Annotated in this window: 18 protein-coding genes; 7 read left to right on the top strand and 11 right to left on the bottom strand. The window is 34.9% G+C overall.

The features are described 5' to 3' along the window. Position 1: 1 nt before the first annotated feature. The 4 genes from ACY45D_RS03530 (at position 2) to ACY45D_RS03515 (ending at position 3,064) form a co-directional block, all read left to right on the top strand. A complete protein-coding gene (locus ACY45D_RS03530) occupies positions 2-661 on the top strand; it encodes a hypothetical protein (protein WP_463108466.1) in 660 nt (219 codons plus the stop codon). A gap of 458 nt (positions 662-1,119) precedes the next feature. Then, positions 1,120-2,094, top strand: a complete 975-nt coding sequence (locus ACY45D_RS03525; protein WP_463108465.1) for a hypothetical protein — start codon at positions 1,120-1,122, stop codon at positions 2,092-2,094. A gap of 14 nt (positions 2,095-2,108) precedes the next feature. Further along, the gene (locus ACY45D_RS03520; protein WP_463108464.1) at positions 2,109-2,642 is read left to right on the top strand and encodes a GTP-binding protein; all 534 of its coding nucleotides are present in this window, start codon (positions 2,109-2,111) and stop codon (positions 2,640-2,642) included. Positions 2,643-2,650: 8 nt separating this feature from the next. Continuing rightward, on the top strand, positions 2,651-3,064 hold the full coding sequence (locus tag ACY45D_RS03515) for a roadblock/LC7 domain-containing protein (RefSeq protein WP_463108463.1): 414 nt from the start codon (positions 2,651-2,653) through the stop codon (positions 3,062-3,064). A gap of 29 nt (positions 3,065-3,093) precedes the next feature. Here ACY45D_RS03515 and ACY45D_RS03510 read toward each other — a convergent pair whose 3' ends face one another. The 6 genes from ACY45D_RS03510 to ACY45D_RS03485 form a co-directional block, all read right to left on the bottom strand. After that, positions 3,094-3,936: a GGDEF domain-containing protein gene (locus ACY45D_RS03510; protein ID WP_463108462.1), complete on the bottom strand. Its 843-nt coding sequence runs from the start codon at positions 3,934-3,936 to the stop codon at positions 3,094-3,096. 660 nt (positions 3,937-4,596) lie between these two features. Continuing rightward, on the bottom strand, positions 4,597-5,049 hold the full coding sequence (locus ACY45D_RS03505) for a hypothetical protein (protein ID WP_463108461.1): 453 nt from the start codon (positions 5,047-5,049) through the stop codon (positions 4,597-4,599). Positions 5,050-5,332: 283 nt separating this feature from the next. Next, positions 5,333-5,794 (bottom strand): hypothetical protein, encoded by a 462-nt coding sequence (locus ACY45D_RS03500; RefSeq protein ID WP_463108460.1) that lies wholly within the window; start codon positions 5,792-5,794, stop codon positions 5,333-5,335. Positions 5,795-5,965: 171 nt separating this feature from the next. Then, on the bottom strand, positions 5,966-6,667 hold the full coding sequence (locus ACY45D_RS03495; protein WP_463108459.1) for a hypothetical protein: 702 nt from the start codon (positions 6,665-6,667) through the stop codon (positions 5,966-5,968). Between the two features lie 65 nt (positions 6,668-6,732). Further along, a complete protein-coding gene (locus ACY45D_RS03490; RefSeq protein WP_463108458.1) occupies positions 6,733-7,002 on the bottom strand; it encodes a hypothetical protein in 270 nt (89 codons plus the stop codon). Positions 7,003-7,044: 42 nt separating this feature from the next. Next, complete coding sequence (locus ACY45D_RS03485; protein WP_463108457.1) at positions 7,045-7,680, bottom strand: hypothetical protein; 636 nt, start codon at positions 7,678-7,680, stop codon at positions 7,045-7,047. A 305-nt stretch (positions 7,681-7,985) separates the two neighbouring features. Between ACY45D_RS03485 and ACY45D_RS03480 the strand changes: the two genes are divergently transcribed. Further along, positions 7,986-8,339 carry a hypothetical protein gene (locus tag ACY45D_RS03480; RefSeq protein WP_463108456.1) on the top strand — a complete coding sequence of 118 codons (354 nt, stop codon included), beginning with the start codon at positions 7,986-7,988 and terminating at the stop codon, positions 8,337-8,339. A gap of 75 nt (positions 8,340-8,414) precedes the next feature. On the opposite strand, the gene ACY45D_RS03475 is transcribed toward ACY45D_RS03480, so the two are convergent. The 5 genes from ACY45D_RS03475 to acnD all read right to left on the bottom strand — a co-directional run bounded on the left by ACY45D_RS03475 (position 8,415) and on the right by acnD (position 13,842). Beyond that, on the bottom strand, positions 8,415-8,993 hold the full coding sequence (locus ACY45D_RS03475; RefSeq protein WP_463108455.1) for a DUF4126 domain-containing protein: 579 nt from the start codon (positions 8,991-8,993) through the stop codon (positions 8,415-8,417). 120 nt (positions 8,994-9,113) lie between these two features. Next, positions 9,114-9,257 (bottom strand): zinc ribbon-containing protein, encoded by a 144-nt coding sequence (locus ACY45D_RS03470; RefSeq protein WP_120383770.1) that lies wholly within the window; start codon positions 9,255-9,257, stop codon positions 9,114-9,116. Positions 9,258-9,366: 109 nt separating this feature from the next. Continuing rightward, positions 9,367-9,528 carry a hypothetical protein gene (locus ACY45D_RS03465; protein ID WP_463108454.1) on the bottom strand — a complete coding sequence of 54 codons (162 nt, stop codon included), beginning with the start codon at positions 9,526-9,528 and terminating at the stop codon, positions 9,367-9,369. A gap of 155 nt (positions 9,529-9,683) precedes the next feature. Then, positions 9,684-11,072: a hypothetical protein gene (locus ACY45D_RS03460; RefSeq protein ID WP_463108453.1), complete on the bottom strand. Its 1,389-nt coding sequence runs from the start codon at positions 11,070-11,072 to the stop codon at positions 9,684-9,686. A gap of 163 nt (positions 11,073-11,235) precedes the next feature. After that, entirely contained in the window at positions 11,236-13,842 is a 2,607-nt protein-coding gene (gene acnD / locus ACY45D_RS03455) for a Fe/S-dependent 2-methylisocitrate dehydratase AcnD (protein ID WP_463109419.1), read from the bottom strand. Between the two features lie 236 nt (positions 13,843-14,078). Between acnD and ygfZ the strand changes: the two genes are divergently transcribed. Both ygfZ and ACY45D_RS03445 read left to right on the top strand, forming a co-directional pair. After that, positions 14,079-14,801 (top strand): CAF17-like 4Fe-4S cluster assembly/insertion protein YgfZ, encoded by a 723-nt coding sequence (ygfZ, locus tag ACY45D_RS03450; RefSeq protein WP_463108452.1) that lies wholly within the window; start codon positions 14,079-14,081, stop codon positions 14,799-14,801. 69 nt (positions 14,802-14,870) lie between these two features. Continuing rightward, positions 14,871-16,742 (top strand): AAA family ATPase, encoded by a 1,872-nt coding sequence (locus ACY45D_RS03445; RefSeq protein WP_463108451.1) that lies wholly within the window; start codon positions 14,871-14,873, stop codon positions 16,740-16,742. Position 16,743: the final 1 nt, after the last annotated feature.

Below are 16,743 nucleotides of genomic sequence, written 5' to 3'. Positions count from 1 at the left end.
AATGGCTTTTGATCTCGTACAATACTTTGCTGAGCAGATTAAGATTCAAAAGCCTCAGCTCTTATCTCAATTAGATGCTGAACAGCGTAAGATTCATATTGAAGAAATCAATGCGTTGACTTTAGGCAAACTGATCAGCTTGTGGCGTCAAAATGATGATGCACTCTACCAAGAAATACTTTCACAAGATCATCTCTATACCCAAGAGATTGCTCGACATCTAACCACATCTAAACAAAATTTATCCAGTTTAGATAAATCTTTACTTGAATCTGCCACGACTGAAATTCTCGAATTACAAATCGCTGAATTAAAACAGTTAGATACAGCAGGAAGTTTAGGCAAAAGAGGTTTACGAGAACTGGTCATTGGCCAAATAGAGCACTTGTCTGGACAAGCAAAAGATTGGGTTTGGTCAACAAATGAACTTGTAGAACTGATTGGCTCTCAACCTGTGCTCGAAGAAGAGATATCATTAGAGGAAACGATGAAGGAGTTTAATCAAATGGTCAATGTTCAAAAATCTGATACACATATAGATCACCATGCTGCGGTTGAAGTCAAAACCATCAATCCAAATTGGGCAAAAATTGCAGAACCTATCGTTGCATTGGTGGTGTTATATATTCTTTTTGAAGCGGCAACTAAGATTTTTGCTTAAAACTGAAATATGATGGATAAACAATTAAAAGCGATCTTTATGATCGCTTTTTTTCATCATAAAATTACTTAAGTAAATATAATCATATTACGTGATTAAAATCACCAATATAATAAGAATATAGAATTTAAATACAAATACACCCTATTAAAATTAAAATAAACTTAATTTGCATTTTATTATATCAAATAACTTATCAATTTAATGTGATTGGCTTATAGATTTTCGACAATAAGCAATGTTAATTTAAGACAAGAAAAAAGATAAACTATTAATATTAAATTAATAATTTATTTAAGAAAAATAATGATGGAGGTAACAAAACAGTCATATTTCCAATACTTAAACAAAAATGGCGCAAGCACATTTTATTAAAACGAGCAGATTTGCAATTAATTTTACTTAACCATTTTAGTTAACATACACCTTGAAATTTTTATTCAAAGATAAGTGGTATTATGAACAATCAATGTATCAATATCGCAATCTCGGGCTTAGGTTTAACCACCTCAGATGAACTTAAAATGCGCTTAAGAAAAATCTTGCCCAATAATATTGGTATAAATTGGACAAATATTTCGGATCAAAATATAAACTGCATTTTAATTAATGAGCATTTCTTTGAACATGACAATATTCAAAATATTATTCAGAATAAAAAAATACCGTATTTAAAAATTTCAAAACATAGTGAACAAGCTGGATGCATAGATGAAAACTTACTGTGCTTACCGATCCATGACGAACTAACACTCAAAGATTGGGTCAATATTAAATTACTGAATCGTTCTAGCCAAATTGAGCAAAAACCACAGGCTCTATACGATGACGGCCCTGCTGAGCAGGATTTAGAGATTAAAGATGTTGCCTTTTTTACGGACATTTACCAACAAGAAATCCGTAAGATTCTGATCAATGATCAATTTGGTACTTTGGCCATTATCGATCATCATGCTCATTTGGCATGGTTAGAACCCACACGTGAAGCCTATAAAACCGATCTTTCTATACAGTATGCTGCTGCAACAACAACCGACTTTATCAAAGTTTCTCGTAAGCAACATCATAATCTAGAAAACTGGCTCTTTAATTTAATTTGGCAGAACCCCTATATAATCACGACGCCATCACAAGATGAAGCCTACCGATTAAATTTTTGGCCTCAACCCAATATGGCGGATAAAAAGATTTTATTACAACTTTCAGCATGTTTTATTTTAGGTGCAGAAATACAGCATGTTGCAAATAAATTAAATATTCCCATTCATACCGTACAGCATTTTATTGCTGCAAATTTAGCCATTAATAATGCTGAATTAATTTCATTAAAAGACTGCCATTTTAATCAAGCATCCAGCACAGAGAATCAAACTGAGAACCAAGGCTTTTTAAAAAGTCTTTTTGGGAAATTAAAAACCAGATTTAAATTCTAATATTGAGATCTATTATGATTATTCAAAAGTACAAAATTGTCTTTGCAGGCTCAATGGGAGCAGGTAAAACAGAAGCCATAAAATCATTATCTGAAGTTCCAGTCCTTGCAACAGAGGCATTTAATACGGATGATCATAGCCATAAAAAACTCAATACCACTGTTGGTATTGATTATGGTGAAATTACTTTAGACGATGGCAATAAAGTCGGACTCTATGGCACACCAGGTCAGGGACGCTTTGATTTTATGTGGGGTGTCATTTGTAAAGGTGCGATTGGAACGATTTTGCTGATCGATCATAGTCTAAAAGCACCCTTGGATGAATTAGATTATTATTTAGATACCTTTAGACAATACAGTGAAAATATCGTCATTGGCATTACCCATATTGATGAAGCGATTAGCACATCAACGCACCAATATCGACAAGCTTTAATGAATAGAAACTTAAATTTTCCTATCTTTTTTGTAGATGCACGTAAAAAAACTGACGTTTTATTACTCCTAGAAACACTCATTATCTCTTTAGAAACAAAATATTTATAGGAATTTATATGATCAATGCACTTGAAACACGCACAGCTCCAGCGACATTGGTCGCATTTGCCAAAAACCAGATTCAACAAATCTTGAGCAATGTGAATAACATTGAATTCATCATGATCTGTTCAACGGATGGTTTTGAATTGGCTTCGATCAGTAAGCGTCATCAATTCCACTCCAGTAAACTTGCCGCTGTAAGTAGTTCAATTTTGGCAATGGTCAGCGCTTTTCTAGGGGAAATTAATTTAACAGGTTGTCAAAGTGTAACTTTGGATGCTGAAAATGGTAAAGCGATTTTGACCTCAGTTCCTTGTACAAAACACCCCATGATCATCGTTACACTCAGTTCAAGAGATGTATTGCTAGGACAGCTTTTGTATCATTTAAAAGAAGCCAGTCAGGCGATTGTTCAACAAGACCTGTAAAGTACAAATATCAATCTTTTTCAATAGATCTATATTTGCGCAAAAATAGTGGTCTGAGACTTACCTCGAGTTTTTGACTGATACATCAGTTGATCAGCTTGATGGGTTGCCTCATCTAGATTATCGGGTAGCTCGGCATAAACACGAATACCCATACTAAAATCAACACCATACTGTTGTTTTAAGCCACTGAGTAGAAACTTATTTCTCAATCTTTTTGCATAATCTTCAATACCTTGTGAATTTGTATCTTGCAAGATCACCACAAACTCATCCCCTCCCATACGTGCCAATACATCAGTCATACGTGTGGTCTCTTTTAATACATGCGCAAACTCTACCAGTACGTCATCCCCCTTACTGTGCCCATAGGTATCATTAACCGATTTAAAACCATCTAGGTCAATGATCCCTACTGCAAGGGTTTGATCTTTTTTAGAATGTCTTTTTTTAAGTGTTTGATATTCCAAATTGAAAGCTCGAGTATTATTCAATGATGTTAAAGAGTCTTTCATCGCCATCAAGGTCATTTCTGTCAGGCTTCTTTTTATTTTAAATAATAAGAAAGCAACCACACTAAAAAATCCCAATCGGGCACAGGCATTCCAATAAGGAATAATTGAATTTGAATAATGATGTCCTGCGCTATAATCCGCGTATAACCAAGTCAATGCAGATAAAATAATGGTGAAAATTGCCATATTTTTATTGTCGTACCAAGCTGCAATTGAAACTGGAACAAGATAAAACACTGAAAATGAATACTCATAACCCGTCGCAAGATCAATCACGCCCCATACTGCGATAATAAGCAACAAAAAAACACGGCGAAGTACTGTATTGCTTGAAAATAGTTGTTCAAATTGATTCATCAGATACACCATCCTGGTCCTCTTCAATCCTTTTTTCTATGTATCAATGTAATCTTTAAAACCATACTTGTCTTGTGCAGTCTGTATCAATATTCATAATATTTTGTTTTGCTATGTTTTTGTTTTCTTATACTTTTAAAATTTTTTGGGGTGTGAGGGAAAACATGTGTTGGTTTACTTCAACTATTAAAACTTTGTAAGTTCTAACCCTATTGCCTATAAACTTTTGATCTATAGCGTCCTAAGCCGAATCGAGACCTTTTGGGTAAGTACTACACTCACGTTATACGCAACTGGTAGCAATCTGCTCTTTTCGATCCCTATCACACCCTTGAAACATACTTTAACCAAAGTGCTTCGGGATTATTTCCCTAAGATTTACCAATTACAGCCATTTTCAGAAAATTTTTTCTCAAAAACAGTAAAACTTAGGATTTTTTATCTTTGAGGCTAAAATAGTGATTTTTTATTTCATAAAAGTCACTAAAAATGGAAAAATTATTTGGTCTTTTCAGGTTTTATTTCCAAATCTGGATTTAAAATAAAAAAGCACTGCTTAAATAGGCTTGGACAAGTAAAACAATAAATATAAGCAAACTGCTTAAATCCATCCGCTAATTTGAAGACTATATGTATAAAAGCAGAAACATAACATCAACTTTAAGATACTTCAGAAATAGGTTTTTCTTTACTCTTCAAATAGATACTTTCTAATTGCTGCTTATCTTGATTTGCAAAAGCTTGCAAACTTTGTTGAGCTTGCTCAAGGCTACCTTGTTTAATTAAAAATGACTCTTTATTTTTTCGAGTCATGAGCCCAAACAATTCACGTTGTGGAAAGATCAGTTGGATATTACTTTCAATCTTAAATTCGAATTGTTCTGACTTGGAAAAAGCGTTTAAGGTGATTTTTAAATATTCATCAGATGCTTTATGCATCACATTAAAAACAGAGTTTTTACCATTCATTTGAAGTTGTAAAACACGTTGTTGACGCCAATTTATTTTTTCAAATTTTTCAAGAATAGATGCAATATCAAGATCATGGCTTTCTTGCATTTCATCATTCAGACTTGCATTGGGTGATTGGATTTGAAGATTAAATGTACTCATTTTTTTTATGACTCATGTCCTTATGGCCTCGTCCTAGTTTAACAAGACTAATCATAATTCATAGCAATTTTAAGAAAAAATTTAAAATTACTCTTTGATTTTAAATACATATTTGTGATTCATTTATCCAAATGTTATATTTTAACGACTTGCTCTATATTTTCAGTTTTTGTTGTTTATTCCTCTTTATTACTTATTCAGCAATGTCCGCTTTGTCTGAAATAAGGAGGTATTTAACCTCCTGATCAATCAGGGATCTAAATCGATTAGATCGCCAAAATGGTTAAGTCATACGGTGCTCTTGCAACATTTTCTTATGCAGCAATTGCTTATATTGTTCAGTCATTGCTTCAATATTTCCTTTTAGAAATAAGTCTAATTGTTCAGAAACTTGACTTTGAGTCAAATTTTTATAAATCAATTCATATTGCTTTTTACGGGTGAACATGCCAAAAAATTCTTTATTTTCCACAACCACCTGAATATTACTATCGATTTCAAAGACAGGCTCTGCTTTCATCGATTGTGTGTTCAATTGAATTGCTAAATACTCTTGTGTATCCACATCTACCACTGCAAATGAAACTTCTGCGCTTTCTACTTGAAGTTGCGTGAGGAAAATACGTCGCCATTGAATACTGTAAAATTTAGCCTGAATCTGAGTCACGTCACTTGTTTCAAAGGATTCTGTTCTTGGAAAATGACCTTGCGCAGGTAAGCTGATTTCGACTTCAAATGTTTTCATTATTTCACCTATTCCGTGTGTTTTTAATATTATGAATAATTATTAACACTGATTTTATTATAATTAAATATTCACATATACGACTTTGGTCGTATTTTAATCAAAAATTAAATCACAAAAGTCTCAGCATTTGAATAATTTGTGACTGAATCTAACTATTTCAAAATTGTGCTATGGCACATCTAATGCATCGAAATCTTTTATCTCTGAAAGAAAAACCGGTTTAATCTTAATTTTTGTCCAAGTCTCTTTAAACCGTGGGTCACCTTCAGGATCTTGATTGAGATTTTCCCGAACTAATTTTTTAGCCGTTAAAAAATTAATACTGGTTTGACTTTCAACATAAGGGCCATGATTATCACTGTCCTCATAGCCAATTAAACGCATATCATTATTTTCTAATCTAAAGCTATACCCCCAAGCACCGTATCGACCATGTGCATAGTGAATGTTTAACACGTTATTTTTAATCTCAAACCATAAATCAGGGGCGAAATACACGCCACCTTCTTCGTTCTCAGAACTAAAGCATGATAAATTTTCAACGACTTTTTTATATGATCCTTTTTGATTGAATAAGACAATAATACCCCGTCGATTTCGATCCAATTTCCCTCGATACTCATGGTTTACCCATTGACTAGGATCAGTCGCTTTTACAATAAGCACTAAATTATTGAGTCCATCTTGATTTAAATCACCTTCGACCGCTTCAAATAAATGAAATGTTTTAGGAATATAGGTTTTATATTTAATTTTGTCTTTTTGCAGTTTGATTTGTTCAGCTGTCAACGGCTCAGCGCAAACCGTTTCTGAAACAAAAAATAGAGAAGACCATACAAGGCATAAGCTGAGAAGCGGCGATTTCATCATTTTATCATTCTCAAAATATTTAACTTAGATTAGCTAAAAACAATCGGTAAAACCACAATAAATATTCACTGTTGAAAATATACACGTATAGAAACAGCGATCAGATACCACACAATAATTGCAGTAATTCCTGTCAGAATATTTAAAGCTATCTTGTAAGCATTTGATAAATTTGACTTATAAATCTGCAGATTGATAAAGTATGCCAAAGCACCTAAACCACCACCGATTGCTCCACCCACAAATGCTAAAATAAAAGGCCAACCACACATCAAATATGCGGAGGTGGATAAGCCCTGATTAAAGAAACCTTTTTTAGTTGCTTGATTTTCCATTCTCGATCCTTTTTAAATTTTTCTTTTGTTAAACGATGATCTTTATTCAAACTTTTCATAAGTTGCTTTTACATTCTTATTCCACTTAAAACCGCATGTCGTATTGTATTCAAGTTCAATTCGGAGCTGGTCAAGTTTTTCAAGAATAAATCCAGTAACTTCTTCTGCGTAAGGGCTTATTTCTTTCTGCTTTAGCATTCCACTAAATCGCAATACCTCTGCAAAGGACGCTAATATTGATTGATAATTCAAATGAAAGGATTCATCAAAGCCCTGATATTGGAGCACTGCAAGCAAAGAGAACATAAATCTTTTATCGGGTGCATGGATCATCAATGTCCCATAGCCATCTGTCTCAATTCGTTGAATTTCTTGCCATCTGATTACTCTATGGGTAGAACCATTTTTGTATTGTAAACCTTCGCTATCGATACAATATTTTCCTGCACCCGTTAAAAAGCAATAAATAGCACAGAATAAGAAAAAACCAATTACTATTCCTGAAAATACCAGAAGTACTAAATTTTTCTGAATATATTCAGCCACTCCCATTCCATTATGCTCGTGAAGAAATGTCAGAATGGTAAGAAGAACAAGACCTATTGTCATCAAAGTAGACAAAAAGCCTACCCCCATAATAAGTCGAATAGATTCACTGACATAGTATATTTTTCGCATCAAAATCCATTTAAAATGAGTTGAGTTTTATCACGACTATTTTATAAAATTAGAATAATTTATAGATAACATCAATCTTTTTTAGCGCACTTTTCATTCATTTTTTACTTAACGATCTATTTAAAAGTACATAAATTTCATCCAATCAAAACGATTCAAATCATCTTATAGTTTTATTTGTTCTTTGCATAATTTACCGAATATAACCTTTAAATTGATTATTTTTCGCTCATATTATGAAATATGACTGGTTTTCATTGTTTTGCTGTAAAGTATTCTAAATGTTCAAATAAAATAGCTTGGCAATGAAAACAAAAACTGTTCTGTTGATTTTATTCACCGCCTTATGTCTTAGTTCATGCAAACTCTTAAAAACGCATATTGTAAAATTAACCAGTTCAAGTGAATTGCAAGCCAATGATGTTTTATTGAGAACCACCAAAGGTTATGTATATCTTTCGACTCAACAAATGACCGATAAGCAGAAAGAGATTTTAAAAAATTTGCGTCCTTTTCAATGCTTAGAAATCAAAACCCCTGAACAATTTGCGATGCAAAATCGAGAAGTTCGTTTCTATGATTTTAAAATCAGAAGTTTAGTAGAAGCCAATAGAGAATGTCGAAAAATCAAAGTCACCACACGAATTGAAATTCATTAATTTTTTAAAATTTATGATCATCATTGAACTATTTTTCATCTAAATCAATTTGAAAAATAGTTCAATTTTATGTGATTAAGACAGAGGGCTGACTGCATTTTCCTGTCTTTTTATACGAATCCAGCGTATTGCAAGTACAATCATAATCAGTACTGCTATAGCAACAAATACAGGTACAACCATTGCCATAATTGAGAGCACTACAGCACTAATCAACTCACCTGTAGCGACGACAAAATTGCCTAATCCACCTGTCGTTGCAGTCGATACGCCACGTGCAGCCACTGTACTCATTTGTACGGCTGTTGCCGTTCCACCACCGACAATAATGGCAGCCGCCCAACCTGCAAATTGTGACATTTCTCCAGTACTCACTGCCATGGTTGTCAATGTTCCTGCAACCATCGCAGCAGGTGTCGCAATCGTGTCTAAGGCATTATCCACCCACGGTATGTAATATGCGCCGACTTCACAGAGTGTCGCGACTGCTAAACCAATACATACAGATGGCATAGCCAACCATTCAAAGCCTTGCATTGGTTCAAACCATCCCGTAAGTGATGCAATACTCATGACAAATAACGGGACAAATACACGAAAGCCACATGCCGCACTTAAACCGATACCAATACATAAGCTCAGGATTATTTCCATAATCATTTCCCTGCCTTCATTTTCTTTTATATTTTGAAACTATTTCTAAATTAACAAAAAGCCCTATCAAGTGATAGGGCTTTTATTTAAAACAGAGGATAACTGTTTTATCTGTGCTGCTTAGGCAATTTTGTTGTTAAATTGATTGCCAAGGCATTTGGTACACGGGGGTAAACGATCTGTACCAATTTCTAAGTAAACGCGATGTCCGCATTGGACACAAAAATAGAAGCCTGTTCCGGGTTTTTCGCCAGCAGTAACCATTTTTGTTCTCCATAGGTTTTAGAAATGGTGAACAAAGTATAGCCTAATTTTGATGTATGTCTACTGTCTATTTTAAAAAATGATGGTATCATTTTTGCAAGAAATGATATTAAGGTTCTTCTCGCTCTTGCGGTGATTGATCTACTCTTTCTTCGGAATAGAAGTCAGAAGGCATTTCAGAAAGTGATTTAAATAGCTTTTCTACGTTAGCTGTTTTCTCTTGGACTGTATTTTCTTCAATTTTAGGAAGTGTTTCTTTTTCTATAGGCATTTGTGACTCCTAATTTTATAGAGTTCTTGCATCATCCTTGTAGGATGGAATACCAAACTGGCCGAGGATCATGAATTGTAAGTTTTTTAATGTTGAAATAAACCAGTTTGGAGTTCCACATCGTAAAGTAGAGCGAATATGAGTTTTATTATCAACTAAGATTTAAGAACTTCCTCACAGCCTAATTCACTCCTAATTCCATCTCCGATAACATCATTTTTCTCAATTTCAGACTGTTCAATACTTGGAGATATTTCTGTTAAGGTTTCCATTGTGGCTTTAATAATAGTTTCATCAGGTAATTCAAGACTTTCTGAAAAATGTTCTCCGTAAATTTCATAATATGCATCATAGAATTCCTGTTGTTCTCTTAAACGCATAAAAAGTGGCCAGATATGATAACTATGTTGAGAAATTAACTCTCCACTTTTACCAATGCTTTTCATAATATCAATTGCCTGAGAGTAATTTTCTTTTAAAACTTCAATAGCTAATTTAAAATCTCTATAGTTTGCAGACCAATCTACAGAATTAAGGGTTTTTTCAGCTTCACTAGAATTATTTGAAAATTTCAATCCTATGCTATAGTTAATTATTCTTATCTTATGAAGAATTTCAGGTATATTATTTAGCATAGGCTTACTAAATATAAAATCGCCTAATTCAGCTACAAATTTCCATTTTTTATTTTGTAGGCAGTCATAAATTGTATTATTTAATGAATCATGTATTTTTTCAGCTTCCTTGGGTGCAACCTTACACCAAAGTGTATAAGTAAGCATTAAACCTACTTTTGAAAGTATCCTGGAAGCACTTATAAAATAATCAAAGCTTACGTTTAAAGAATTTCCTATCTGTATATCTTCTGAAAAGTTATACCCCTCTTTACTACATACATTAAGATATTGTTCACTAATAACTCCTCCATTATGCATAATAATATTTCGACGCTGGGATAATTCTACAAATGCAGACCATTCTTTAAATTTTTTTAGCTCAATTTTAAATTTTTTTTCCAATGTTGAAAATTGCTCTATATAGCTTTCTCTCCTTAAAGTTTCAATTTCTTTATTCAACATAGACAATTTTACAGATTCCAAATCTGTAAACTCCATTATGTCTGATAATGAAATTTCCCTAACAATACCTTTTAAAAGATTTTCATTATTTTGATAAATTACTTTTAATAATTCGCCAATATAAGCATCAAACTCTGCAAATAATTGAGTGAATAAACTTTTTGCTAAATAAGCATCATATTTTTTTGTAATCATACTGTCTAATTGACGAATACATTCTGAAACCTCAGCAAAATCTCGTGCACTTTTTACTTTTAGACCTTTTTTAGATGAATTTTCATTCTTATCACTTTCAAATTTTTTTAATTGATTTTGTAATTTTTCAATTTCTGAAACCTTCCATTCCAAAATATGTGGTAATGCAATTTTTGCTGTCGATGTAATTGCATCAATAGATACCAAATATCTTTTCAATACATTTTCGATATGATCTTTATTATCTGTAGTTTCTTTATCGTTACTCATAATTAGCTCAAGCTTAAAATAAACCCCATCACAAAGATAGGGTCTTTTTACAACAATTTCAATGACTTTAATCTCCCCTAGCCCCTCTTTTTAAAGAGGGGAACTCCCTCCTTTGAAAAAGGTGAGGAATATATTCCGTAAGGGGAGGATTTAAAGAATTACATCAAGCCACATTCCCTTCCAAGAAATCCTGCGCAAAGCGTTGTAATACACCACCCGCTTCATATACAGACACTTCTTCTTCGGTATCCAAACGACAGGTTACAGGCACTTTAATGATCTGCTCTTTACCATCATCGGTAGAACGCTCAATCACCAAAGTTAAGTCAGAACGAGGTGCAATATTACCAATCACGCTATACAGCTCAGTACCATCTAGTTTTAAAGTTTTGCGGTCAACACCCGCTTTAAACTCCAGCGGTAACACGCCCATACCCACCAAGTTAGTACGGTGAATACGCTCAAAACCTTCCGCCACAATCGCTTCAACACCTGCTAGACGCACACCTTTTGCAGCCCAGTCACGGCTAGAACCCTGACCATAATCCTTACCCGCAATGATGATAAGAGGTTGCTTACGATTCATATAGGTTTCAATCGCTTCCCACATACGCATCACTTCGCCTTCAGGCTCAACACGTGCTTTCGAACCTTGCTTGATCGTACCGTCAGAACGAACCACCATTTCATTAAACAATTTTGGATTGGCAAATGTCGCACGTTGTGCCGTCAAATGGTCACCACGATGGGTTGCATAAGAGTTAAAGTCTTCCTCAGGTACACCCATTTTATGTAGGTACTCACCTGCTGCCGAATCCATCATAATCGCATTCGATGGAGACAAATGATCCGTTGTAATATTGTCAGGTAAGATTGCAAGCGGACGCATATTTGACAATGTACGAGGTGCAGCCAAAGCCCCTTCCCAATACGGCGGACGGCGGATATAGGTACTTTGCGGACGCCAGTCATATAAAGGACTTGCTGCTTTTTCAGTAACACCCAAATCAAACATTGGAATGTACACTTTACGGAATTGTTCAGGTTTCACCGCTTCCTTAACCAATGCATCGATTTCTGCATCCGATGGCCAAATGTCTTTCAGGTAAATTGGGTTACCCTCTTTATCTGTACCCAAAGCATCTTTTTCAATGTCAAAACGAATTGTTCCTGCAATCGCATACGCAACAACGAGTGGAGGCGATGCCAAGAACGCTTGTTTTGCATAAGGATGGATACGACCATCGAAGTTACGGTTACCCGAAAGTACCGCAGTTGCATACAATTCACGGTCAATAATTTCTTGCTGTAGTTTAGGATCTAAAGCGCCTGACATACCGTTACAGGTCGTACATGCATACGCCACGATACCAAAACCGAGTTTTTCTAAATCAGTCAATACACCTGCTTCTTCAAGGTAAAGCGCCGCTGCTTTCGAACCCGGTGCAAAAGATGATTTCACCCAAGGCTTACGAGTTAAACCCAATTCATTGGCTTTACGTGCCAATAGACCTGCTGCAACGGTATTACGTGGGTTTGATGTATTGGTACATGAAGTAATTGCAGCAATAATCACAGCACCATCTGGCATTAAACCATCAGTACGATTCTCAACCACGCCTGCAATGCCTTTTTCTTTTAAATCAGCTGTAGATACACGTGCATGTGGGTTTGATGGGCCTGCAATATTACGTGTTACTGTTGAAAGATCGAAGCGAAGGACACGTGGATATTCCGCTTGTTTCATATCTGATGCCCAAAGACCAATTTCTTTGGCATAGTTTTCAACCAGTGCAACTTGCTCGGCTTCACGACCTGTCAGGGTTAAATAATCAATGGTGTTTTGATCGATGTAGAACATGGCTGCAGTTGCGCCATATTCAGGTGTCATATTGGAAATCGTGGCACGATCACCCACTGACATGCTGTCTGCGCCTTCACCAAAGAACTCAAGGTACGCACCGACAACACGTTCTTTACGCAAAAATTCAGTCAATGCTAAAACGATATCGGTTGCAGTAATCCCCGCTTGGCGTTGTCCAATAAATTCAACACCGATAATGTCTGGAAGACGCATCCAAGATGCACGACCTAACATTACATTTTCAGCTTCTAAACCACCGACACCAATCGAAATTACACCCAATGCATCGGTATGTGGTGTATGTGAATCTGTACCGACACACGTATCTGGGAATGCTAGGCCTTCACGATTTTGCACCACTGGAGACATTTTCTCCAAGTTGATTTGGTGCATGATGCCGTTACCAGCAGGAATCACATCAACATTTTCAAAGGCTGTTTTTGTCCATTCGATAAAATGGAAACGATCTTCATTACGACGGTCTTCAACTGCACGGTTTTTCTCAAAGGCATCTGGGTCAAAACCACCGTATTCCACAGCAAGTGAATGGTCTACGATCAACTGAGTCGGTACAACAGGATTGACTTTAGATGGATCGCCACCTTGATCTGCAATCGCATCACGTAAACCTGCAAGGTCAACCAATGCTGTTTGTCCAAGAATGTCATGGCACACAACACGTGCAGGATACCAAGGAAAATCATGGTCTTGCTTACGGTAAATCAACTCTTTTAAAGATTGTTCGAGAATGGCTGGGTCACAACGGCGGACTAACTGTTCAGCCAATACTTTTGAGGTGTAAGGAAGTTTCGCATAAGCGCCTGGCTGGATGTCTTCTACGGCTTGACGCACATCGAAGTATTCGAGCTGGGTGTTTTGCAGTGGTTTACGGTAGTTGTTATTCATCAGGTGTGCCTCTTGCATCATTTTGTACTGCGTGTCTAATGGCTTGAATAGTACACTGTCGAAAACCCATTTCCCAAATCGTTTATATTTCATGTATTTACATATAAAAACAGGGGTTTTAGAAACATTTAGTAACAATTACATGAAAATATTTGCACTAAAACTTCTCTTTTTTGAAAAATAGCGGACAATAAGAACCATTCTTTAGTATTAGATTTAAGACAAGCGAGCATTTCATGAGCGATTTAGCTTTCTCCTCTTTCACATTAATTGGTGTAGATGCACTCAAATTTCTGCAAGGGCAAGTGACTGTAAATGTTGAAGCTTTGGCTGAAAATATTTCTCAATACACTGCGATTTGTGATTTAAAAGGTCGTATTCATTTTGGACTTTGGTTAAAAAAACTGAATCCTGAACATTTTGAAATTGTGACTACACAAGACCAAGCTGAAGAGTTTGCCAAACACATTAAAAAATTTGGTGCATTTTCAAAAATGAAGCTTGAACAAGCAGCTCAAGTTTTCCCTATTTTGAATGGTGCAACCACTGACTTTTCAACGACTGAAACGGATGTGAATGCATGGCAGTTACAAGCCATAGACGCAGGTCAAGCATGGATTTCAGCCGCAACTGAGCACTTGTTCCAACCTCAGGAATTACGTTTACATCAACGTGAAGGCGTCCATTACGACAAAGGTTGTTATTTGGGTCAGGAAATTATTGCCCGTTTATGGTTTAAGGCTAAACCGAAAAGTTGGTTACATTTGGTTTTAGGTGGTGGACATGCCCCTGCTCCTGCGACCTTGTTGAATGATAATACACAGATCGTCAACAGCATCGAATTGGATGATACTTACAAAGCTTTAGTGGTTGCAAAACCTGCTGCTTTGGCAGAACTAAGTTTAGATATTTTAGACTTGCCTGAAAGCTTAAATGGTGATGTGGCGAGACCGCAATAACTTTATATTTTTTATAATGTTGTGATAAATTAGCCTCTAAAACTTATTCTTAGTTTTGGGGGCTTTTTAATGACTGAAAAATTATACTATTGGGCAGAAAATTTAAATGACTATAGCTCTGATAATGAACAAGATTACGATCAAATTATAGAAATAAAACGATTGAACTTTTTTATTGGTAAAAATAATGCGGGGAAAAGTCGTTTTTTAAGGAATTTATTTACAACTTCTCAGAAGTTAAAAGATTACATAATATACGATATACAAAATGACCCTACATTTCATAAATTTTCTAATGACTTCCAAAGAATAGATATAATACGTTATTCTTTACAAGAGGAATTTGCTAGCTTTAAAGAAATACATGGGAAAAAGTTAATACAGACTCCAAAGCGAAATAATTTCCAGTTTTCTGATAATATTTCAACAAAGATATCTAAAGGCACTTTGCCAACAAGACTGGATACAATATCTAATTTAATTAATAATTTAAAAGAACATAAAAAATTAATAACTAATCTGAGCTTTAGTGAAAAATATTATCTCCCAGTTTTAAGAGGAATGCGACCTGTTACAGGAATAGAAAATAAACAACCTTATATTGAACGTGCTCAAAAAGATTATTTTGATGATAAATCAAAGTTCAATACTCAAAATATAATTACAGGTGAATCTCTTTATCAAGAACTAAAACAGCATCTGCTTGGTGAGCCTGAACAACGCGATTTAATTAAAAATTATGAAGAAAATTTAAGCCAATATTTCTTTGATAATGAACCTATTACACTTATCCCAAAACACGACCAAGATGTTGTAAATATTAAAATTGGAAATGATAAACAACGACCTATTTACGAGCTTGGCGATGGACTACAACAAGCAATTATTCTAACTTATGAAACATATATTAAAAAGTATGATGAAGATGGAAATGAGCAAACTCATGCATTTTTTATAGAAGAGCCCGAACTCCACATGCATGCAGGTATGGTTCGACAACTCATGAACTTCTATCTAAATGAAACTAATCATTATTATTTTTTTACCACACATTCCAACCATCTTTTAGATATGGCAGATGAATCAGATCAAGTCATCATCCAAAAATTTGTCAAACAACCAAAAGAGGATTCTAAAGATGGCTTCGATTTTAGAATTCATCGTTGTGATAGAGATCGTGACCTACTCGCTTCATTAGGTATCAAACCATCTTCGGTTTATTTAGCCAATTGTACGATTTGGGTCGAAGGTATTACCGACCGTTTGTATATCATCAAATATATGGAAAAATATTTAGCTGAATTAGAAAAATCTGATTCTGAACAATATAAAAAATACCGTCGTTTTATGCCGAATTATCACTATACATTTGTGGAGTATGCAGGAAGTAATTTAGTCCATTGGAATTTCAGCGAGGAATTCACTGATCACTTAAATGATCAAGGTATGAATGCTTTGCTCACAACAAGCAGCGTACTTCTCATTGCAGATGGTGATATTCAAGGAAAAGGAAATCGTGTCGAACAATTGACTGAATCATTAGGTGAACAATTTTACCTTCTAGCATGTAAAGAAACAGAAAACACCCTTCCTTTTAAAGTCATTAATAGAGTTGCAAAAAGTCGTTTTGAACGGATGAATATCGACACTAAAGAAGATTATGATTTTGATTTAATATCCAATATTAATAGTCAAAATTACTTTGACCACACGGAATACGGTATTGGACGTTTATTAGATGAAGCAATTAAAATACCTAATCAAAACCCTTCTAAAAATCCATTTGCAGACGGTGCTGGAGTGGGTACGATTAAGAAAAAATTAGATTTTTGCCGTGAAATTATTAAAGATTTTGACGAAAACCCTGATTGGCAACTTACACCAAAAGCAAAAGAACTTTGCGAACGAATTTTCCAACATATTGAAAAATGTAATTCTTAAA

The sequence above is a fragment of the Acinetobacter sp. BZX-2 genome, from assembly GCF_055179795.1.
This window is presented reverse-complemented; position numbering and strand designations above follow the sequence as displayed.

Excerpts from the sequence above, each read along its gene's own strand:
- ACY45D_RS03480 (WP_463108456.1), top strand. The coding sequence starts at position 7,986 with ATGAAAACAAAAACTGTTCTGTTGATTTTATTCACCGCCTTATGTCTT.
- ACY45D_RS03510 (WP_463108462.1), bottom strand. The coding sequence starts at position 3,936 with ATGAATCAATTTGAACAACTATTTTCAAGCAATACAGTACTTCGCCGT.
- ACY45D_RS03505 (WP_463108461.1), bottom strand. The coding sequence starts at position 5,049 with ATGAGTACATTTAATCTTCAAATCCAATCACCCAATGCAAGTCTGAAT.
- ACY45D_RS03530 (WP_463108466.1), top strand. The coding sequence starts at position 2 with ATGGCTTTTGATCTCGTACAATACTTTGCTGAGCAGATTAAGATTCAA.
- acnD (WP_463109419.1), bottom strand. The coding sequence starts at position 13,842 with ATGAATAACAACTACCGTAAACCACTGCAAAACACCCAGCTCGAATAC.
- ACY45D_RS03495 (WP_463108459.1), bottom strand. The coding sequence starts at position 6,667 with ATGATGAAATCGCCGCTTCTCAGCTTATGCCTTGTATGGTCTTCTCTA.
- ACY45D_RS03485 (WP_463108457.1), bottom strand. The coding sequence starts at position 7,680 with ATGCGAAAAATATACTATGTCAGTGAATCTATTCGACTTATTATGGGG.
- ACY45D_RS03475 (WP_463108455.1), bottom strand. The coding sequence starts at position 8,993 with ATGGAAATAATCCTGAGCTTATGTATTGGTATCGGTTTAAGTGCGGCA.
- ACY45D_RS03525 (WP_463108465.1), top strand. The coding sequence starts at position 1,120 with ATGAACAATCAATGTATCAATATCGCAATCTCGGGCTTAGGTTTAACC.
- ACY45D_RS03460 (WP_463108453.1), bottom strand. The coding sequence starts at position 11,072 with ATGAGTAACGATAAAGAAACTACAGATAATAAAGATCATATCGAAAAT.
- ACY45D_RS03490 (WP_463108458.1), bottom strand. The coding sequence starts at position 7,002 with ATGGAAAATCAAGCAACTAAAAAAGGTTTCTTTAATCAGGGCTTATCC.
- ygfZ (WP_463108452.1), top strand. The coding sequence starts at position 14,079 with ATGAGCGATTTAGCTTTCTCCTCTTTCACATTAATTGGTGTAGATGCA.
- ACY45D_RS03470 (WP_120383770.1), bottom strand. The coding sequence starts at position 9,257 with ATGGTTACTGCTGGCGAAAAACCCGGAACAGGCTTCTATTTTTGTGTC.
- ACY45D_RS03445 (WP_463108451.1), top strand. The coding sequence starts at position 14,871 with ATGACTGAAAAATTATACTATTGGGCAGAAAATTTAAATGACTATAGC.
- ACY45D_RS03520 (WP_463108464.1), top strand. The coding sequence starts at position 2,109 with ATGATTATTCAAAAGTACAAAATTGTCTTTGCAGGCTCAATGGGAGCA.
- ACY45D_RS03500 (WP_463108460.1), bottom strand. The coding sequence starts at position 5,794 with ATGAAAACATTTGAAGTCGAAATCAGCTTACCTGCGCAAGGTCATTTT.
- ACY45D_RS03515 (WP_463108463.1), top strand. The coding sequence starts at position 2,651 with ATGATCAATGCACTTGAAACACGCACAGCTCCAGCGACATTGGTCGCA.
- ACY45D_RS03465 (WP_463108454.1), bottom strand. The coding sequence starts at position 9,528 with ATGCCTATAGAAAAAGAAACACTTCCTAAAATTGAAGAAAATACAGTC.